This is a genomic window from Wolbachia endosymbiont of Trichogramma pretiosum (assembly GCF_001439985.1).
Lineage (GTDB): Bacteria > Pseudomonadota > Alphaproteobacteria > Rickettsiales > Anaplasmataceae > Wolbachia.
Genome location: NZ_CM003641.1, coordinates 887475 through 904184, shown reverse-complemented (window position 1 = coordinate 904184; position 16710 = coordinate 887475). Strand labels below are relative to the sequence as shown.

Annotated in this window: 19 protein-coding genes and 1 tRNA gene; 10 read left to right on the top strand and 10 right to left on the bottom strand. The window is 34.0% G+C overall.

What is annotated here, in order from left to right:
- Positions 1 to 154 precede the first annotated feature (154 nt).
- Both wTpre_RS06960 and wTpre_RS06955 read right to left on the bottom strand, forming a co-directional pair.
- On the bottom strand, positions 155 to 997 hold the full coding sequence (locus wTpre_RS06960; RefSeq protein ID WP_245609392.1) for a hypothetical protein: 843 nt from the start codon (positions 995 to 997) through the stop codon (positions 155 to 157).
- A gap of 153 nt (positions 998 to 1150) precedes the next feature.
- Positions 1151 to 1561 carry a hypothetical protein gene (locus wTpre_RS06955; protein WP_245609391.1) on the bottom strand — a complete coding sequence of 137 codons (411 nt, stop codon included), beginning with the start codon at positions 1559 to 1561 and terminating at the stop codon, positions 1151 to 1153.
- Between the two features lie 143 nt (positions 1562 to 1704).
- Between wTpre_RS06955 and wTpre_RS04455 the strand changes: the two genes are divergently transcribed.
- Together wTpre_RS04455 and wTpre_RS04450 are read left to right on the top strand one after the other, a co-directional pair.
- A complete protein-coding gene (locus tag wTpre_RS04455) occupies positions 1705 to 2979 on the top strand; it encodes an APC family permease (protein WP_068652276.1) in 1275 nt (424 codons plus the stop codon).
- 70 nt (positions 2980 to 3049) lie between these two features.
- The gene (locus tag wTpre_RS04450) at positions 3050 to 4336 is read left to right on the top strand and encodes an APC family permease (protein ID WP_068652274.1); all 1287 of its coding nucleotides are present in this window, start codon (positions 3050 to 3052) and stop codon (positions 4334 to 4336) included.
- A gap of 28 nt (positions 4337 to 4364) precedes the next feature.
- Here wTpre_RS04450 and wTpre_RS04445 read toward each other — a convergent pair whose 3' ends face one another.
- Positions 4365 to 4790 carry a hypothetical protein gene (locus tag wTpre_RS04445; RefSeq protein ID WP_068652272.1) on the bottom strand — a complete coding sequence of 142 codons (426 nt, stop codon included), beginning with the start codon at positions 4788 to 4790 and terminating at the stop codon, positions 4365 to 4367.
- Positions 4791 to 4926: 136 nt separating this feature from the next.
- On the opposite strand from wTpre_RS04445, the gene wTpre_RS04440 reads away from it, so the two are divergent.
- On the top strand, positions 4927 to 5955 hold the full coding sequence (locus wTpre_RS04440) for an aspartate-semialdehyde dehydrogenase (protein WP_068652270.1): 1029 nt from the start codon (positions 4927 to 4929) through the stop codon (positions 5953 to 5955).
- A gap of 1 nt (position 5956) precedes the next feature.
- Here wTpre_RS04440 and wTpre_RS04435 read toward each other — a convergent pair whose 3' ends face one another.
- A complete protein-coding gene (locus tag wTpre_RS04435) occupies positions 5957 to 7033 on the bottom strand; it encodes a 5-(carboxyamino)imidazole ribonucleotide synthase (protein WP_068652650.1) in 1077 nt (358 codons plus the stop codon).
- Positions 7034 to 7140: 107 nt separating this feature from the next.
- On the opposite strand from wTpre_RS04435, the gene apaG reads away from it, so the two are divergent.
- Positions 7141 to 7545, top strand: a complete 405-nt coding sequence (apaG, locus tag wTpre_RS04430; protein WP_068652269.1) for a Co2+/Mg2+ efflux protein ApaG — start codon at positions 7141 to 7143, stop codon at positions 7543 to 7545.
- Between the two features lie 202 nt (positions 7546 to 7747).
- On the opposite strand, the gene wTpre_RS04425 is transcribed toward apaG, so the two are convergent.
- Positions 7748 to 9346 carry an ABC transporter permease gene (locus wTpre_RS04425; protein ID WP_068652267.1) on the bottom strand — a complete coding sequence of 533 codons (1599 nt, stop codon included), beginning with the start codon at positions 9344 to 9346 and terminating at the stop codon, positions 7748 to 7750.
- A 130-nt stretch (positions 9347 to 9476) separates the two neighbouring features.
- On the opposite strand from wTpre_RS04425, the gene trhO reads away from it, so the two are divergent.
- Positions 9477 to 10322 (top strand): oxygen-dependent tRNA uridine(34) hydroxylase TrhO, encoded by an 846-nt coding sequence (gene trhO, locus wTpre_RS04420; protein ID WP_068652265.1) that lies wholly within the window; start codon positions 9477 to 9479, stop codon positions 10320 to 10322.
- Here trhO and wTpre_RS04415 read toward each other — a convergent pair.
- Positions 10319 to 10723, bottom strand: a complete 405-nt coding sequence (locus wTpre_RS04415) for a hypothetical protein (RefSeq protein WP_068652263.1) — start codon at positions 10721 to 10723, stop codon at positions 10319 to 10321. The two genes, trhO and wTpre_RS04415, sit on opposite strands and share 4 nt — an antisense overlap.
- A gap of 137 nt (positions 10724 to 10860) precedes the next feature.
- Between wTpre_RS04415 and wTpre_RS05865 the strand changes: the two genes are divergently transcribed.
- Together wTpre_RS05865 and wTpre_RS04410 are read left to right on the top strand one after the other, a co-directional pair.
- On the top strand, positions 10861 to 11019 hold the full coding sequence (locus wTpre_RS05865) for a hypothetical protein (RefSeq protein ID WP_179945509.1): 159 nt from the start codon (positions 10861 to 10863) through the stop codon (positions 11017 to 11019).
- Between the two features lie 256 nt (positions 11020 to 11275).
- Positions 11276 to 11728, top strand: a complete 453-nt coding sequence (locus wTpre_RS04410; protein WP_068652261.1) for a hypothetical protein — start codon at positions 11276 to 11278, stop codon at positions 11726 to 11728.
- Between the two features lie 372 nt (positions 11729 to 12100).
- On the opposite strand, the gene wTpre_RS04405 is transcribed toward wTpre_RS04410, so the two are convergent.
- The 3 genes from wTpre_RS04405 to wTpre_RS07230 form a co-directional block, all read right to left on the bottom strand.
- Positions 12101 to 12187 (bottom strand) — tRNA-Ser (locus tag wTpre_RS04405).
- Between the two features lie 30 nt (positions 12188 to 12217).
- On the bottom strand, positions 12218 to 12829 hold the full coding sequence (locus tag wTpre_RS04400; protein WP_256359284.1) for a DUF2163 domain-containing protein: 612 nt from the start codon (positions 12827 to 12829) through the stop codon (positions 12218 to 12220).
- A gap of 4 nt (positions 12830 to 12833) precedes the next feature.
- Positions 12834 to 13013 carry a baseplate hub domain-containing protein gene (locus tag wTpre_RS07230; RefSeq protein WP_256359283.1) on the bottom strand — a complete coding sequence of 60 codons (180 nt, stop codon included), beginning with the start codon at positions 13011 to 13013 and terminating at the stop codon, positions 12834 to 12836.
- A gap of 136 nt (positions 13014 to 13149) precedes the next feature.
- On the opposite strand from wTpre_RS07230, the gene wTpre_RS07225 reads away from it, so the two are divergent.
- On the top strand, positions 13150 to 13284 hold the full coding sequence (locus wTpre_RS07225) for a hypothetical protein (protein ID WP_256359282.1): 135 nt from the start codon (positions 13150 to 13152) through the stop codon (positions 13282 to 13284).
- Between the two features lie 117 nt (positions 13285 to 13401).
- Here wTpre_RS07225 and wTpre_RS04390 read toward each other — a convergent pair whose 3' ends face one another.
- Positions 13402 to 15444 (bottom strand): WD0745 family porin, encoded by a 2043-nt coding sequence (locus wTpre_RS04390; RefSeq protein WP_068652256.1) that lies wholly within the window; start codon positions 15442 to 15444, stop codon positions 13402 to 13404.
- A gap of 335 nt (positions 15445 to 15779) precedes the next feature.
- On the opposite strand from wTpre_RS04390, the gene wTpre_RS06950 reads away from it, so the two are divergent.
- On the top strand, positions 15780 to 16112 hold the full coding sequence (locus wTpre_RS06950; protein ID WP_245609390.1) for a hypothetical protein: 333 nt from the start codon (positions 15780 to 15782) through the stop codon (positions 16110 to 16112).
- 74 nt (positions 16113 to 16186) lie between these two features.
- Positions 16187 to 16390: a hypothetical protein gene (locus wTpre_RS06945; RefSeq protein ID WP_245609389.1), complete on the top strand. Its 204-nt coding sequence runs from the start codon at positions 16187 to 16189 to the stop codon at positions 16388 to 16390.
- The last annotated feature ends 320 nt before the right edge of the window (positions 16391 to 16710 follow it).

Genomic DNA, 16710 nt, shown 5'->3' with positions numbered 1-16710 from the left:
TTCATAACCATAACAAAGAACCTGCTACAAATCAATAAGGAAAAATTAGAAGGCGTCCAGATTGCCATCGCCTAGGTTGCTGTGAGTTAATTGTAAATACCAATTTTAGCTTCATGCCTAACTCACAATCAAAGTTTAGACAAGTCTTAGAGCTTTAAGCAGCAGAGAATCTTGTATGCCCTGCAAAAAATGCTTTCATCTTTTCAAGATAAGTAGATGGTTTTTTAGGGATTTCTATATTATCTATTACAGCACTTGCTGCTTCCTTGATATCCTCATCTGTAATTAGTTCTTTCAATTTCTTCTTTATAGGATCCCTTCCAACTTCTTGGCCATATCTATTATAGTAATCGACATACAACTTATTAAAGACAAGTTGCTTTGCCTCTTTCATCAACTTACCCATACTATCTTTTACTTCAGGATCCATACCATTCTCAAAATAGAAATTATTAAAATTATTCTTTAAAATCTTCATCTTTTTGCTTTCATGATGGTTGAGAAACTCTTCCGTAATGCTTTGCATTCTTTCGTATACTTGAGCATTTACCTCAACCGTAAAGTTATTTTTTGCTTCAAGGTAACTAAGCGAATAAATAATACGATTAAACATTCCAAGATGACATGCACCACTTCCTTCTTGTAAACACATGAGTAACATGCATTTTAGTAAATCTACATCTAACTTTTGATTATTGGCTGCAGCTAAAACTAAGTTTGCAGCTTGTGTTAGCGTTAATTCAGTTCTTGATTCTCCATAAGTTGCTCCATTGGAACCATTAAAGTTAAGATAAAGTTTTAATTGTTCTTTTTGATTCCCTGTCAACTCATCTGAATTATTTATATAATCTTCAAACTCTTTATTGAGTACATTTGATTGATTCCCAAATTTCTGCTTTAAATCTTGAGCGCATTGGAGAATGCTATACTCAAAACTACTAGTATGGACGCTCTGACTGCCAGTACCTACATCACTTACATTAAACAAAAAGCTCATTTGCTTTAGACTTAAACCCAGAGGCGAGAAGAGCTTGTTAATGGATACTTTATTAACTCAAGAAGTGCTACTGGGATCAATAATATAGTATTAATAAGCACTAAACATATTCTAAGACCTAAGCTCTACTATTTGATAATGTTCTGCTAAGCTCTAATATCTTCGATGAACAATACAAAAATGGTAATTTGATACAATATATTGAGTATATAGAAAAAATAAAATCTTATCTTTCAACCCTACTGTCGGGTCATTATATACTTCAGAAAAGATGTTATCATCACTATTTTCATTTTTGAAAGATTGATAGCTACTTGTAATCTTTTCTGTAAAAATAGAACAGAGCTTATGCAGTCCGTAGCACAAAACACAAGTGACAAGTAAAACTGCAAGTGTTCCAAAAACAGCCAACACCTCACTTGAAGTTTTGGCAAGAAGGAATGCATAAAGCGCATCAATAAAGATCTCAAGTAAGTAGTCAAATAAAAAAATTGCTCCAATGGCAGCACTAACTAATATAACATACCCACAAACAACCAAAAATGTTTTTAACCTCGGATTCATAAACCACTTCTTAATAACCTATTAATATACTCCTCATTATATGCTTAAATTAAAAAATGCAAATTTTATACAAAAAAGATCAATTGAAATTTTCGAGCTTCAGCTATATTGTTAATATATTCAGATAAAAATTAAACATTGTCATGTCAAATAAAATAGGCTTTTTGGCTATTTTCGCCTTGGTGATCAGTAGCCAAATCGGCTCTGGAATTTTTATGCTCCCAATTAGCCTTGCACCATACGGCGCTTATAGCCTTATAAGCTGGGTTATATCAGGATTTGGTACTATATCTCTTGCTTTAGTTTTTGCTTCACTCTGCGCAAAATTTCCAGAAACGGGTGGTCCTCATATTTATGTGAAACATGCCTTTGGCTCTACAGCAGCTTTTTTTGTTGGCTGGACATATTGGGTAAGCTCGTGGGTAAGCTCAACAGCTGTGACAATTGCAAGTATCGGTTATTTAGCCCCGCTTTTTCATAATGATATACAAGATATACGTTTGCTTTTAGAAATAACATTAATTTTAGCTATTATGCTAATAAACTTAAGGGGAGTAACTACTGCTGGGCATGTTGAGCTTCTGCTTACCATTGTTAAAATTATTGCACTTCTCGCAATACCTATTGCAGGGTTGTTTTTCTTTGATAAAAGTAATTTTATTGTAAGCGAGGAATTATCAAACTTTACAATATCACAAACTCTTGCTCGTTCTACACTCCTTACTCTATGGTGTTTTATTGGACTTGAATCAGCAACAGCACCTGCAGGATCCGTCAATAATCCAGCTCAGACAATACCAAGAGCTATAGTGCTCGGAACAGTCTGTGTTGCTGTGATATATTTCATCAATAGTCTTTCAATTATGGGATTGATAAGTGGTAATGAACTAGCTAGTTCAAAAGCACCATATGTTGATGCGATAAAAATTATGTTTCCAGGTAATTGGCATTTAATTATTTCTGTTGTTGCCTTTATCGTTTCTGTAAGTAATTTAAATGCTTGGTTTTTAGCTGATGGACAGGTCACCTTAGGCCTTGCAAAAGACAAGTTAATGCCACAATTTTTTGGCAAAAAAAATAAGCATGATGCTCCATTATGGGGAATAATACTCAGTACTTTGGGGGTGTTGGTTTTACTTATCCTAACGTCAAACAAAAGTTTTGCTGAGCAAGTAACTTCAATAATTGATATCTCTGTGGTGTCATTTTTGTTTATCTACTTAGCATGTAGCCTTGCTTTTCTCAAAGTTAATATACAAGACAAGAGCTACTGCAAATTTTTAATTGGAGGTGTGGCTGTATCTTTTTGCTGTTGGATAATACACGAGACTTCTATGAAAACATTGTTAATATCAAGTCTATTCCCTTTAAGCGGGACACTTATTTATCTACTTTGGTATCATAAACTAAAAACTTAACTTAAATTTTTTATTTGCTAAAATTCTTAAGCTATACTACTGGCTTACATTAATAGAATTAAGAGGTGTTGTGTCAAATAAAATAGGTTTTTGGGCTGTTTTTGCTTTAGTTATTAGTAGTCAGATCGGCTCTGGGGTTTTTATGCTTCCAATTAGCCTTGCTCCATATGGCGCTTATAGCCTTATAAGTTGGATGATATCAGGAGCTGGTGCTGTGTCTCTTGCGCTAGTTTTTGCTACGCTATGTGCAAAGTTTCCAGAAACAGGAGGTCCTCATGTTTATGTGAAACATACTTTTGGTCCTGCTGCAGCGTTCTTTGTTGGTTGGACATATTGGGTAATCTCATGGGTTAGTACAACAGCTTTAATAGTTGTGGGTGTTGGCTATCTTACACCATTTTTCCATGAAGATATCAAAAGTATGTGTTTATTTTTAGAGCTGTTGTTATTTACAATCATTACATTAATAAATTTAAGGGGAATAGCTACTGCAGGGCATGTTGAGTTTCTGCTCACGGTTGTGAAGGTTGCTGTATTGCTTGCAATACCTGTAGCAGCGTTGTTTTTTTTCGATAGAAATAATTTTATTATAAGTGAAGAAGTATTAAGTCTTACAACATCGCAAATTCTTGCTCGCTCTACACTTCTTACTTTATGGTGTTTTATTGGACTTGAATTGGCAACAGCACCTGCAGGGTCAGTTGATAATCCAGCTAAAACTATACCAAAAGCTGTGGTGCTTGGCACAGTTTGTGTTGTTGTTATATATTTTATCAACAATTTTGCAATCATGGGATTGATCAATGGCAACGATTTAGTAAGTTCAAGAGCACCATATGTTGATGCGATAAAAATTATGTTTTCTGGTAATTGGCATTTAATTGTTTCTATAGTTGCATTCATTTTTTGTGTTAGCAGTCTAAACGCTTGGGTTTTATCTAGTGGACAAGTTGCTTTTGGTCTTGCAGAAGATAGACTAATGCCAAAATTCTTTGCTAAAAGGAACAAGCACGGCTCTCCTTTTTGGGGAATAACAGTTAGTTCAATTGGAACTGCAATTTTACTAATTCTCACTTCAAACAACAATTTTGCCCAGCAGATTACGTCGATTATTGACTTTTCTGTAATTTCATTTTTGTTCGTTTATCTTGCGTGCTGTTTTGCCTTTCTAAAGGTTATTATACAGGAGAGGAGTTGTTATAAGATTTTAATTGGTAGCATAGCAACAACCTTTTGTTGTTGGGTGATATTAGAAACACATGTAGGCACTCTGCTGATTTCGAGCCTGTTCACTGCAAGTGGCATACCGGTTTATTTATTTTGGTACTGCAAAACTTCTGTGCAACAAATTCAGTAGTGAGAGATACACTATAAATGGTTAATATTTATGGGCCAAGATTTTTTTTCTCCTTATCTACTTGTTCAATATTACCATTCTCAAGTTTGCTACCTACTTCTTCTGTGCGTCTATTATCTACGTAGATCTCATTTTTTGCTTTATTAGAAAGACCTATTTGCGATTGCAGTTTTTTATACCCTCCTTTTTCAGGCGTGAAAATTTTCACTAAAAATCTTCCTATTACCGGTATTGAACTTAGAAAAGCTCTTAATCCAAAAGATTCTTGCTTCTTGTTTGAAAGATACTGATCTATCTTAGAAATTTTCACACCATACTTTTTATCATCAAAATTTATCGCTGGCTTGTTTTTTTTCGAAAGAACATTTTGAATCTCTAATCTATTGACTTTTTCAGGCTTTTGAAATTCAGACACTATAGGTTTGACCTTGGTGTCATAATGTTTTTTACTCATTTCATTCTACCACGCAATATTACTAGTATCTTGCGATTATAACTAAATTATGGTTAATTTCAAGGTAAAAACATTAAAGTAATTGTAAATTTTATCAGTAAAATATAATATAACTTTAAAGTCAGAGGTTTATCTAATGGGATATAAAGTTGCTGTTATTGGATCAACAGGAAGAGTAGGTCGTGAGGTATTAAGCGCGCTTGCCGAGTTTCAAGACGAAGGAAAAATTTCAATAGATTCTGTTATTGTATTTGCATCAAAAAAATCAGAGGGAAAAAAGGTAAGTTTCGGCGATGAAGAATTAACTGTCTTAGACCTTGAGAACTACGATTTTGTTGGAATTAATATAGCAATTTTCTGTGCTGGGTCTCATGTTTCCGAGAGATACGTACCGATTGCAACTGAAGCTGGATGTATTGTCGTAGATAATACCTCTCGTTTTAGGATGAAAGAAGGCGTGCCACTAGTTATTCCAGAGATCAATAAAGATAAAATTACGGAATATAAGAATCACAACATAATATCTAACCCAAATTGTACTACAATACAGATGTTGTTGGCATTGCATTTATTGCACCAAAAAGCAAAAATAAAGAGAATCGTTGCTTCAACTTATCAATCAACTTCTGGTGCAGGTAAAGCAGCAATGGATGAACTCTACAACCAGACAAAAAAAATATTCATGAACGAAGCGAAAAAATCTGAAATATTTCCTAAGCAAATAGCATTTAATTGCATTCCCCATATAGGAGGTTTCATGGAAGATGGCTCTACAGAAGAGGAATGGAAAATGCAAGAGGAAACAAAAAAAATTTTAGGAGAGAATATAAAAGTGACTGCAACTTGTGTAAGAGTGCCTGTCTTTATTGGACACGCTATTGCGGTAAATGCTGAATTTGATCAGCATATAACTGAAAAGGAAGCTCGTGAAATGCTCAGTGAAGCCGAAGATAGTGGAATTTTAGTGTACGATAGGCGTGAAGAAGGTGAATATACGACTCAGATTGATACTGTACAGGAGGATGCTGTATATGTATCGCGTATCAGACAAGACAGTACCATAAAATATGGACTCAACATGTGGATAGTAGCTGATAATCTACGCAGAGGTGCAGCACTAAATATAGTGCAGATCTTAGAGATCTTGATCAAAGAGCATTTATAGCTCAATAACTTAAATCTATATTGACATGTCCCATTTTACGCTTATCCCTAACCTCTTTTTTCCCATATATGGTCAAACTAGCTTTTTCGTTGCTCAAATATTTGTGAGAATTATATATATCATTACCTATTATATTTTTTGTCATGCAAGGAAAGCGTAATACTACTTCCCGCATAGATAGCCCGCATATTATCCTAACTAGCTGCTCGAATTGACTAATGTTGCATGCATCCAAGCTCCAGTGGCAAGAATTGTGGGGTCTCGGGGCCAGTTCATTAACTAGTAATTCATGATTCTTAGTGATGAAAAATTCAATAGCTAGAATTCCTACTATATCAAGCGCAGTTACTATTTTCTCTGCAGTTTTTTGTACCTCTTGGGCTAATTTATTATCTATTTTAGCTGGTGCTATTGAAGTATTAAGTATTCCGTCAACGTGGTGATTCTCTGCTATGGGAAAAAGAGCTACTTTACCGTTTTTATCTCTTGCAACGACTGTTGAAACCTCTTTCAGTAAATCAACACTTGCTTCAAGAATGTACTCCTTATTCCAATCCAAGAAAGCAAATTGCTTCAGTTCAGAATTATTTTCAATCACATATTGTCCTTTTCCATCATAACCCATTTCCGTTGTTTTTAGCCTCACTGGACAGCTAAAAGTTTCACTACTTTCTAGTAGCTGATTATAATTTTGTATACTTTTGTAATCAGTAGTTTTTATGCTTAAATCTCTAATAAAATCTTTCTCTCTCAGCCTATTTTGCGAAATGTGTAATGCCTTTCTGCCTGGATAAAAATCTGTATGCTGTGACATAATATCAATTGCACTACATGGAATATTTTCAGACTCAATAGTGACTAAATCCACACTCTTTGCAAAAGATTCAAGTGCTCTCTTATCACAGAAGCCTGCTATTGTTAAGTCATCAGCAACAGAACAAGCTGGATCGTTTTTAGCACCGGCAAAAATATGTGTTTTGTGCCCAAGTTTCATTGCAGCGGTAGCAGTCATTTTACCCAATTGCCCACTTCCTATTATTCCTATCACTTTTTTATCCAGTGGATCTGTTGTGTTCATCATGTAAATTAATACTTCCTAGTTAGAGTACGATAATATGCTTGGAAAATCCATGAAAAAAAGTGTATAACTGAAGTGTGTTAAATTTTTCTCATGAACACTTTACGATGACCATGAAATACACACTTATTACTAATTCTGTTGAAGTTACGGTTTTGCCAATTTACATTGAAGAGCAATCCATTCCTTATGAAAATTGTTACGTATGGATATATAATGTTAAGATAAAAAACAAAAGCTCATCAACCATTCAATTATTAAGTCGCTATTGGCAAATAATAGATCATAAGGGAAAAACAAATGAAATTGCCGGAGTTGGTGTTATTGGAGAACAACCTGTGATAAAATCTGGAGAGGTATTCAAATATACAAGTGGAACATACTTAAATACACCATCAGGAATAATGCAGGGTAAATATGAATTTCTGAACGAAGAGACCATAAAAACCTTTGATGTTATGGTACCAGCCTTTTCCTTAGATAGTCCATACGTTAACACTAGACCTCATTGATTATCAAGATAGTGTATTTGTTTAAGTGCATCTGAAACCAGTGCTTCTTGTTTTGTCATTTGAGCTTCCATGATGTCGTCCGAGTAGCTGATACTGAGATCCAACTAAGTTGATAAACACGAAAGCACTGACCATTTGCTTCTATAGTTGTCTTTTTTCGTCTATCTTATTTTGTTACTCTGCTGAACAGATACAAAACAGTTTATTTTTGATTCTTATCATCAAGTGTGAATAAGATTATTGTAGAGGTTAAACCTATAATAACTATCATTAACGAAAATGGGGCAGCTTCCCTGTAACGCTCATCGCTGACAAGTTCATATACTCTAGTTGATATGGTTTCAAAATTAAATGGTCTGATAATTAGTGTTGCAGTGAGTTCTTTTACCGTATCCATAAACACGAGCAGAAATCCCGATAGTATGCTTTTCTTGATAAGGGGAATATGAATATTTAGGCAAGTGGAAATAGGCCCATGACCCATAGTATATGCAGTCCATTCAATTTCATTTGGTGTTTTTTTGAGTCCCGACTCTATCGCCTTGAAAGATATAGCAAAAAAACGAAATAAATATGAGTAAACTAATGCGCCAATAGTTCCTACCAAGCTAATTTCCATAATATATTGAGTAATGAAAGAAGATATTCTGCTTAAAAACATTATTATGCTAATTGCAATAATTGCATTTGGAATTGCATATCCAAGAGAAATGAGACGTGCTATATTCCTTATTACCTTATTTTTACGTGCTGTATATCCAATAATTATTGCAATGCTGATCGAGATTAGCGCGGTAATAAATGATAAACTAATACTGTTTGTTATTATATTATAAAATCTTGCTTCGTATATGAAAAAGCCTTTCTCTATGCTCCAATATATAAGTGGGATCATTGGTAAAATAAAGCCTATTAATATCGGCAATAAACACATAAAATAAGAAAAGATCAACGATATAGAACCGTTTATACTACGTTTATTGTGATAATCTGCATTAGTATTGATTGAAGAGTAAGATATTTCTCTTTTTTGTAGTTTTTTCTCGACAACTATTAGTGTTGCAACGAAAATGAGTTCTGCAACTGCCAAAACAGTGGTTGAATGTTTGTCATGCAATAAAAACCAAGTACGGTATATTCCTGTCGTGAAAGTATCGATAGCAAGAAACTGTGGTGTGCCGAAATCTGTAATTGCTTCCATTAGTACCAAGGATAATCCAGCTATAATTGATGGACGTATTGAGGGTATTATGACAGAAAAAAGACTCTGTAATGAGGAGAACCCAAGTGTTGATGCAATAGTGACTGAGTTGCTAACGCTCTTTAGACTTGAGCGGACTAACATATAAACGTATGGATATAGACTAAATCCCATTACTAATATTCCACCACCTAGGGATTTGATCTCGGGAAACCAATAGTCACCTTTGCCCAATTGAAAAGTGTCTCTTAACAAGCTCTGAATAGGACCTGAAAACTCTAGAGTATTTACATAAACAAACGATACTATATATCCAGGAATTGATATCGGAAAGAATAAGGCAATCTCAAAAATTCTACTTCCGGGAAACGCAAAAAATGTAGTAAGCCAAGCTGGAATTACTCCGAATATAAAGGATATTAACCCTACTCCTACCATCAAAATCAACGTATTGAGTATATATTCAGGAAAAAGTCTACTAATTACCCATCCAGAGTTTGCTGATTCTGTGAATAGAATCGATATTAACGATAGTATAGGGCAGACAAATAATACACTTACTAAAAACAAGAATACATTTTTAAATTCTCTCAGAAACATCAACTTGAATCTATATTTGATATTAAAATGTTATATGTAAAAATTAAAGATATCCAGTAATTAACAGCCGTCCTGTTGAATATCTTCATAATTTTATATATTATGTCTTAGATCGATAAACTAATTAGTTATGAGTTTTGTTATTGCAACTTTCTATCATTTTATAAAACTTTCTAATTATTATGACATGAAAGACGAAATAAAGGTTGCATGTGACAACGTTGAATTAAAAGGCACTATACTCCTTGCAGAAGAGGGTATTAATGCAACTGTATCTGGAGAAAGAAACGCAATTGATAAAACACTTGATTTTCTACGTTCTGATGAAAGGCTCAAAGGTCTTACGTGGAAAGAGAGCTCGTCAGAATATCAACCATTTAGTAAGATGAAAGTGAGATTAAAAAGAGAAATTGTGAATCTTGGTGTAAGTAATCTCGGTACTTACGTCAGAGGCCAGTACGTTGATCCAGAACATTGGGATGATTTTGTCTCTCAATCTGATGTTTTAGTGATAGACACACGAAATGAATACGAAGTAAAACTAGGCAAGTTTAAAAATGCAATTAATCCACATACTCAGCGTTTTCGCGATTTTCCTCAGTGGGCAGAGTCATTTTCTGAAAGTAAAGACCTGAAAGTAGCTATGTACTGTACTGGTGGAATCAGATGTGAGAAATCTACAGCATATATGAAAAGCCTTGGATTTAAAGATGTTTACCATCTTAAAGGTGGTATTCTTTCCTATCTTGAAAAAACTGGTAATAAAAGTGGTAATTGGGAAGGCGAGTGTTTTGTTTTTGATGATAGAATTGCTGTTGATCACTCACTCGCCCCAAGTGATAAAATAAAATGCATATTCTGCTCAAGTAAAGTGTCAACTGATGAGCTGAAATCAGTTCCACGTGGCCAAGTAGTTTGCTCTGATTGTAAATCTTTAAGTATTAAAAGAAATTCAGAATACAACACTAACCTTTAACAACTTCTTTCTCTTTGTATATTTGTCACCTTAATTTTATCAAGGCATTTACCCACAACATAGCCCGCTCCAGATCCAAGTAACGCACCAACTATAGCAAATGCAATCAACACCACACCAGAACAGCCAATAAGAGCTAAAGTTTCTTGCCCTAAACAACATGCTGCAACTAGACCAGCAACTAAACCAGTTCCTACACCTATACACCTAAGTTTCATATTATTACCTCTTCTAGATTTTATTTCATGACTAGTATAATGATCTCCAAAACCAAATTCTTCGATATCTTTTCTTTCTTTTATAAAATCGATAAGCTCACCTATGCTTTTGTTACGCAAACTATCTAAAAATATAACTTTATCTTCTACATTTTGTTCAAATACATTTTGTTTGTGTGTCATTTTATTTTTCCATTCTATTAGAATATGTTTTTATTACAATAAGCATCTTAACGATTGGTAAATTTCCATACAAGAATAAGTAGATAATCTTACCACTATAGGTGGGACTAAAGCGGTATAAGATTAAATTCCTAAAAATGTTGGTAGGAAGAGCTTTTCCAAAAACAATAAAGTTAAGAGTTGAAGAGATAGTAAAAGAGCGACTTACAGTTAATCTAATTGATTTTGGTGAATCGTTTTGTTACAAACCCAAAGGATACAGAAGACTGAGAACTAGTGATTATCGTATCATGTAAATGCTGCAAAGTATGAAGTAACCATTGTTTCAATAAAACACAGAAAAGACATTTACGAGTCTGAGGATCCATACTAATATCCTTCCAGTATTAACTTACTGTAACCTTTCCGGTTGAGCCAATGCAGATTCTTTGCAACGTTTATCTCTAATCCGTTATTAGCATCGATTTTATAGTCTATAGAGCAGTAAAATTATAGGGGTATAGTCAAAAAATGAATTATTTTTGAGCTGAGCAAAGCCACCTAAGGTGCAGAATGGATCGGGAAGTAAGGGTGTATAATATTTATTTTGTAAAAACTGTATTGAGAAATAACTATGCTATTATCAATATTTTAACATTTATATGTTTAAATTATACTAATTTTTTAATTAAGGAGAATATTATGCCAAAAAACATAAAAGCCCTTCCTTTTTTTTCTCCTTTTCACATGTCGGAAAGTGGGATGCCAAAAGACACACAAGACTTAACTTCATCGACACTTGAAGCATGGGATGGACGTCATTGGTGCCATAGAAACTGTGAGAAGATACACGCGGATAGTGATTTTCTGGGAGTAGAAAAATCTATATGCAAGGCCAAATGTAATAGTATGTATGATGCTCCTGAACATCCTTCACAAGGACCAACTGATATTGATGTAAGTGATACATTAAGAGGTATTGGAGACAATTTCCATGCTCTCGCAGATTCATTTTCTGTTCTGTAGAAGATACAGTAAAAAGCGTAAGGCTTCTCTTGTTTTCCGGAATTTTCAATAAAGAATTGTATTGATATATTATGGTAGGTTAAGTATATAGCAGTTTGCTGATGCTCGTGAGAAATGACACATACTAAGTATAGTATTGCAAGATATTGTTAGGAATAGGGAAGTTATGCTGGCTATTGGATGTATTTCTATGATAACAACTACTCTTTGTCATCAAAAATCAAGAAGGCTCTGCAACTTGATGAACATCAACTCTATTCTTTTATTGACTTAGATGACTCTGAAAAATTGCGGAGCTGAAGTGCTAATGCTATATGGTTATTACGTTCAAGAACAAAACAGAAAATCCTATGTTATACTAGAAATAATGTGCGGAAAAGGGGGGATTCGAACCCCCGACATATTTTTATATGTGCACGCTTTCCAAGCGTGTGCTTTAGACCACTCAGCCACCTTTCCATACTTATCATAATATTAAAAACTGTGCTGCTAAACAACTGGTATATATGGTTCGCCACGGAAATTCACAGTATTGTTAAACTTGTTTTTGCATGTTAAAAATGCTTTATCACAACCTACAAGTATCGAATATTTATCTCCGGTAGAAATTTGATATGGAGGAGAAGCAAATAATGTGACTACTTTATTTTTGTATTCTTTAACTACAACTTCAAATGTTGCTGAACTACAGAATTTTACTACTCTGTGCTTATAATATCCATCGCTTTCGATTAAATTAGTGTCTTCAAATCTTCTTTCATCTATCACTTTAGTAATTGTGCTCATTCTACTAAACTTTTTAGCATCAGCTTTACATCTATCATCGCAAAATTGTGCCCTGCATACAGGAGAATATAGCTCTATTATGCTTCTCTCAAGCTTTGTCGTGAGACCTCTAATTTTAGCGATAAACCTCCCAATATTTAATGTTACTTTACCAAAAGTTCCTGAATGCAAATTCATAATTCCCTGACTCAAATCTTTGTAATTCACAAGAAATATTTCAATATTTGCAAAGTCATACCTTCCTGATAAAACATCTTTTTCTTTAATATCAGCACTATTTAATATTCCTTCAATTTCTAGATTATCAGTTATCAAATCGCTATTTAATTATACTGTTGGCTATAAAGCCGCTTGAAGATTTATAGAGTATGTTATTGAGATTTAAATCTTCATCATAGTAAGTAAATCCCATTACTTCTCCACCTACAAGTGTTAATTTTCGGCAAGTAGCGATGGTAAGTAATTCTCCAGCTAAATGGTTTTTTAGTTTGGTTTGCATACTGCTTAATTGATTGAATTTGAAGACGTTCGATAGGTAAGGGATTATGATGATTTATCCATTATCGGAGTAGCCATAGGGTATCATGCCAGCGCCCAGATATTGTCATCTAGTTAAATTTACAAGTATAAAAGTAATGTTAAAATACAACGTTTCTGATGATGATGGAAAAATGGATCCCAGTGTCAAGCACTGGGATGACACCATTTACTATGCTAATTGCCACAATTTTCGTACAGCTGTGAATGAGATGACATTACTTATTGTGTGAAAAAATAAACACCCGTAGAGTTTGTTACGCACTGGCTTATGTTTATTTGATTGACAAATAAACACTAACAGACAAGACACACACCACATTCAAGCTGTGGCGTGTATTATTAAATAACTAGAAAGAAAACTTCACACCAGTGAGGAGAAGAATTCCTTGGTTAGAAGGTACATCAGTACCTTCTTGGTCTTTCAGCGCACCTTTTTCATCAGTCATAAAATAATGTAAGGCTGCATAAGGAACAAACTTGCTCTTATTGCAAGAAGATAGATCATACTGAATACCAAGTGCAACATCATGAAGCATATCTTCATCGCTCATTCTGCTACCAAAGTATGTCAAGCTTGTGTAGATATTATCATACTGATAACCAGCACCTGCAGTCCAATATATGGTGTCCTTGTCATTAAATTGCTTTAAGCCATTTTTTCTAACATCATCATTGGTATCTTTATATTCTTTCGAAGTAGGGTCGAGTTCCTTGATACTTTTAGGTTGACCAGATTTGCCTAAGTATGCAAAAGAGGCAGCAAATTTTACACTTTGATCTTCATCAATCTTATAATCAGCTCTTGCACCTAAATTCATACCTGCTAGGTTATTGTACTCTATGAACTCATTGTAAAGGTGCTTATCTTTACTTGGCTCTTTTGCCAAGCCAAACTCACCAACTACGGAAGTTTGAACTTTTATATTATGTTGACTAAAGTCATACTCATATGACGCACCAGCACTTATTATATGCTGGTAATCTGGTCCAACATGTCTTGACATTTCCTTATTCTTTACCTCTGTTAAGTTAACATTTGAATCTTTGAGGAGATCTGGAGCTATTTCTTTTACAACGGATAAACCACTATCGTAGCGAGGTGAGTAGCTAAGACCAAATCTTGCACCCATATAATTCGGCGAGTAGTAAGCAGCTCTAAATGGCAATGTAGTCATAACCTTTTTGTTGTATTTTTCCGCCATACGGAAGGAGAGTTTTTCGCTCTCGCTCGAGAAGCTTTCAGTGTAAAGACGTGGTGTTACGTAAAATGGGAAGTTTGCGGCACTTCCTTCTAAGTTTACTTTTCTGAACCAGTCACTATCTGCAGCTCCATCAACAGTTGCAATTCTTGTTGCATCAAGTCTCATCAGAGACTCAGGACCAAACTGATAGCCAAGTTTTAGATCACCATACTTTGAATTCAAAAACACATGTGCACTTCTACCTCTTGCAGCATTCACGCCTTGTGAAGCTCCTTTACCTTCAGCAACTGGAACATAGAATTGTACATCAGCACCATAACGAAGACCAATATCCTCATTTTTATTTTCAGCTCTTAAGTGCAATATTGCATCTGAAATCATGCCCATGTTTTCACTGTAATCACCAATATTTCCTATCTCTTTAGGAAATATTGGATTTGCTCCTTTTATACTATCTGAAGCATTATTAAAATAATCTATAGATTTACCTGGCATAACATTATAATGGTTATAGTCACTTAGCCCATGGCTACCATAACCTTGAGAATCAATAACGCCACCGAAAGTTATTCTTAAACTATCCCCTTGATTGGTATTGATATTATCAATACCACCAACTGAAACAACAGGACTTGCCTTACCTTTTTCCTCTATATTGCTGTTAACAACTTTTACGTCCTTTTTTATATCTTTAGCTTCAATTTTAGTATTGTTAGTTTTAGAGCCCTTAATTTTTGACTTTTCTACATTAGAATTTTTAGTGCTTAGAGCTTTCGCCTTTGAATCCTCCATAAGCTTTACTTTTTTCTCTTTTGCTAGCCTAATTTCATCTTTTTTCTTTTGTTTTGCTACTAATTTTAACTCTTCTTTTTTCTTCTTTTGTTCAGCTGCTAATTTTAACTCCTCTTTTTTCTTCTGCTCAGCTGCTAATCTTAGTTCTTCTTTTTTCTTAAGCTCCTCAGCTTTTTTTCTTGGATCAGCATTACATATCCTGTCCATTTTTTCTTTTAGTTTCTTATTTGACGTCTTCGTCACTTCCATCTTTCCAGAAGTTTCGATTGACTCGTTGCTCTCTTGCTTTTTTACTTCCTTCATACTCTCGTCAGAAAAGTCAGCAGCAAAGCCACTAAAAGAACATAAAGTCAATAGAGAAGCTAGAGCAGTTCTAGTATAAATAGATTTTTTCATGAAGTGCCCCCAAAAAATTTTAAAATCATAAGATAAATAGTATAAAGATGTTGAAAATCCAACTTAAAGCAACCTTATAGCGAAAATAAAAGTAAAATGCAATACTTTAAAAGCAGCTTTCTTAAATACGCTCAACGTACATGTTAACCAAAATTTAGTACAGAGGTTTGCTTGTTAGTACATTATAACTCTATACTTATTCTATTTCTATGGAAGTAAAATTTACTCATGTGGAAGTACATAAAGGTTAAAATATCAATATAACCATTGATAATAATATTATTTTATATTATAATTAGTGGATTATTATTTTATTTTTAATAATCAGGGTGTTTATGGACTTTAGTTTTTTACGAAATTGGTTTAGCACTACGGGTGCTGCTATAGGCTCAGAGCCAGGTAATACTGAACAGCCAGACTCTATTTCAGTAGATGATGTCAAATACAAGATGAAAGAATATGACGATGAATTTGAGATCATTGAAGATTATGAATTTATAAATCGTGCTGATGAAAATGAGCCATGTTTTTTATCTTCTGACTATAAAATAGATGAAAGTATTGTAAAAATTGCAGGATTTGATAGAGAGAAATTATTAGAAATGGGTAATTTCTGCAAGATAAGCTATGGCGATGATGATGGTAAATTAAGTAAAAAAAAGATGTAACAACCTAGCCCAAAGAGCGTACAAAGCTGAATTTGAAATTGTAGAAGATTTTGAATTGTTCCATCTACTGAAAAATGTATAAAACTAGAGCTGAACTCATCAGCGAAGGTTATGAAATTATTCCATTTGGTAATAGCTTTGAAAAAGATGCTGGTCACGTTTTTATAAAAGGTAAAGAAATAACAGTAGCTTACCATGGTGCTCGTCTGAGCCAGAGTTTTAATGATGGAGTTACTGATATTAAATGTACTTTTTGCTACTTCAGAATTTTTACCTGAAGGTGGAAGAATTCGTTGTGCTTTCTATAATTCATTTATGGATTCATGGCCTAATCTGTATGGCATTTTGAAATCTCATTCTGAAAAACAGGGATCAGAAATCAAGTATTTTAAAATTAATCTCATTTTGGTGATCCACGAGTTTTTGATCTTACTGCTGGTGAATTTTATAATGATGTTCTTCAAGAAAAAACTATTAGAGTCACTCAACATAGACAAGAACCAGTATCAGCGGTACACCTGGTATTTGTGGTTATGCTCACGTAGGTGCACAATTGAGAATATCAGTACCTGAAGGATATTTTGTTGATCAAATAGAT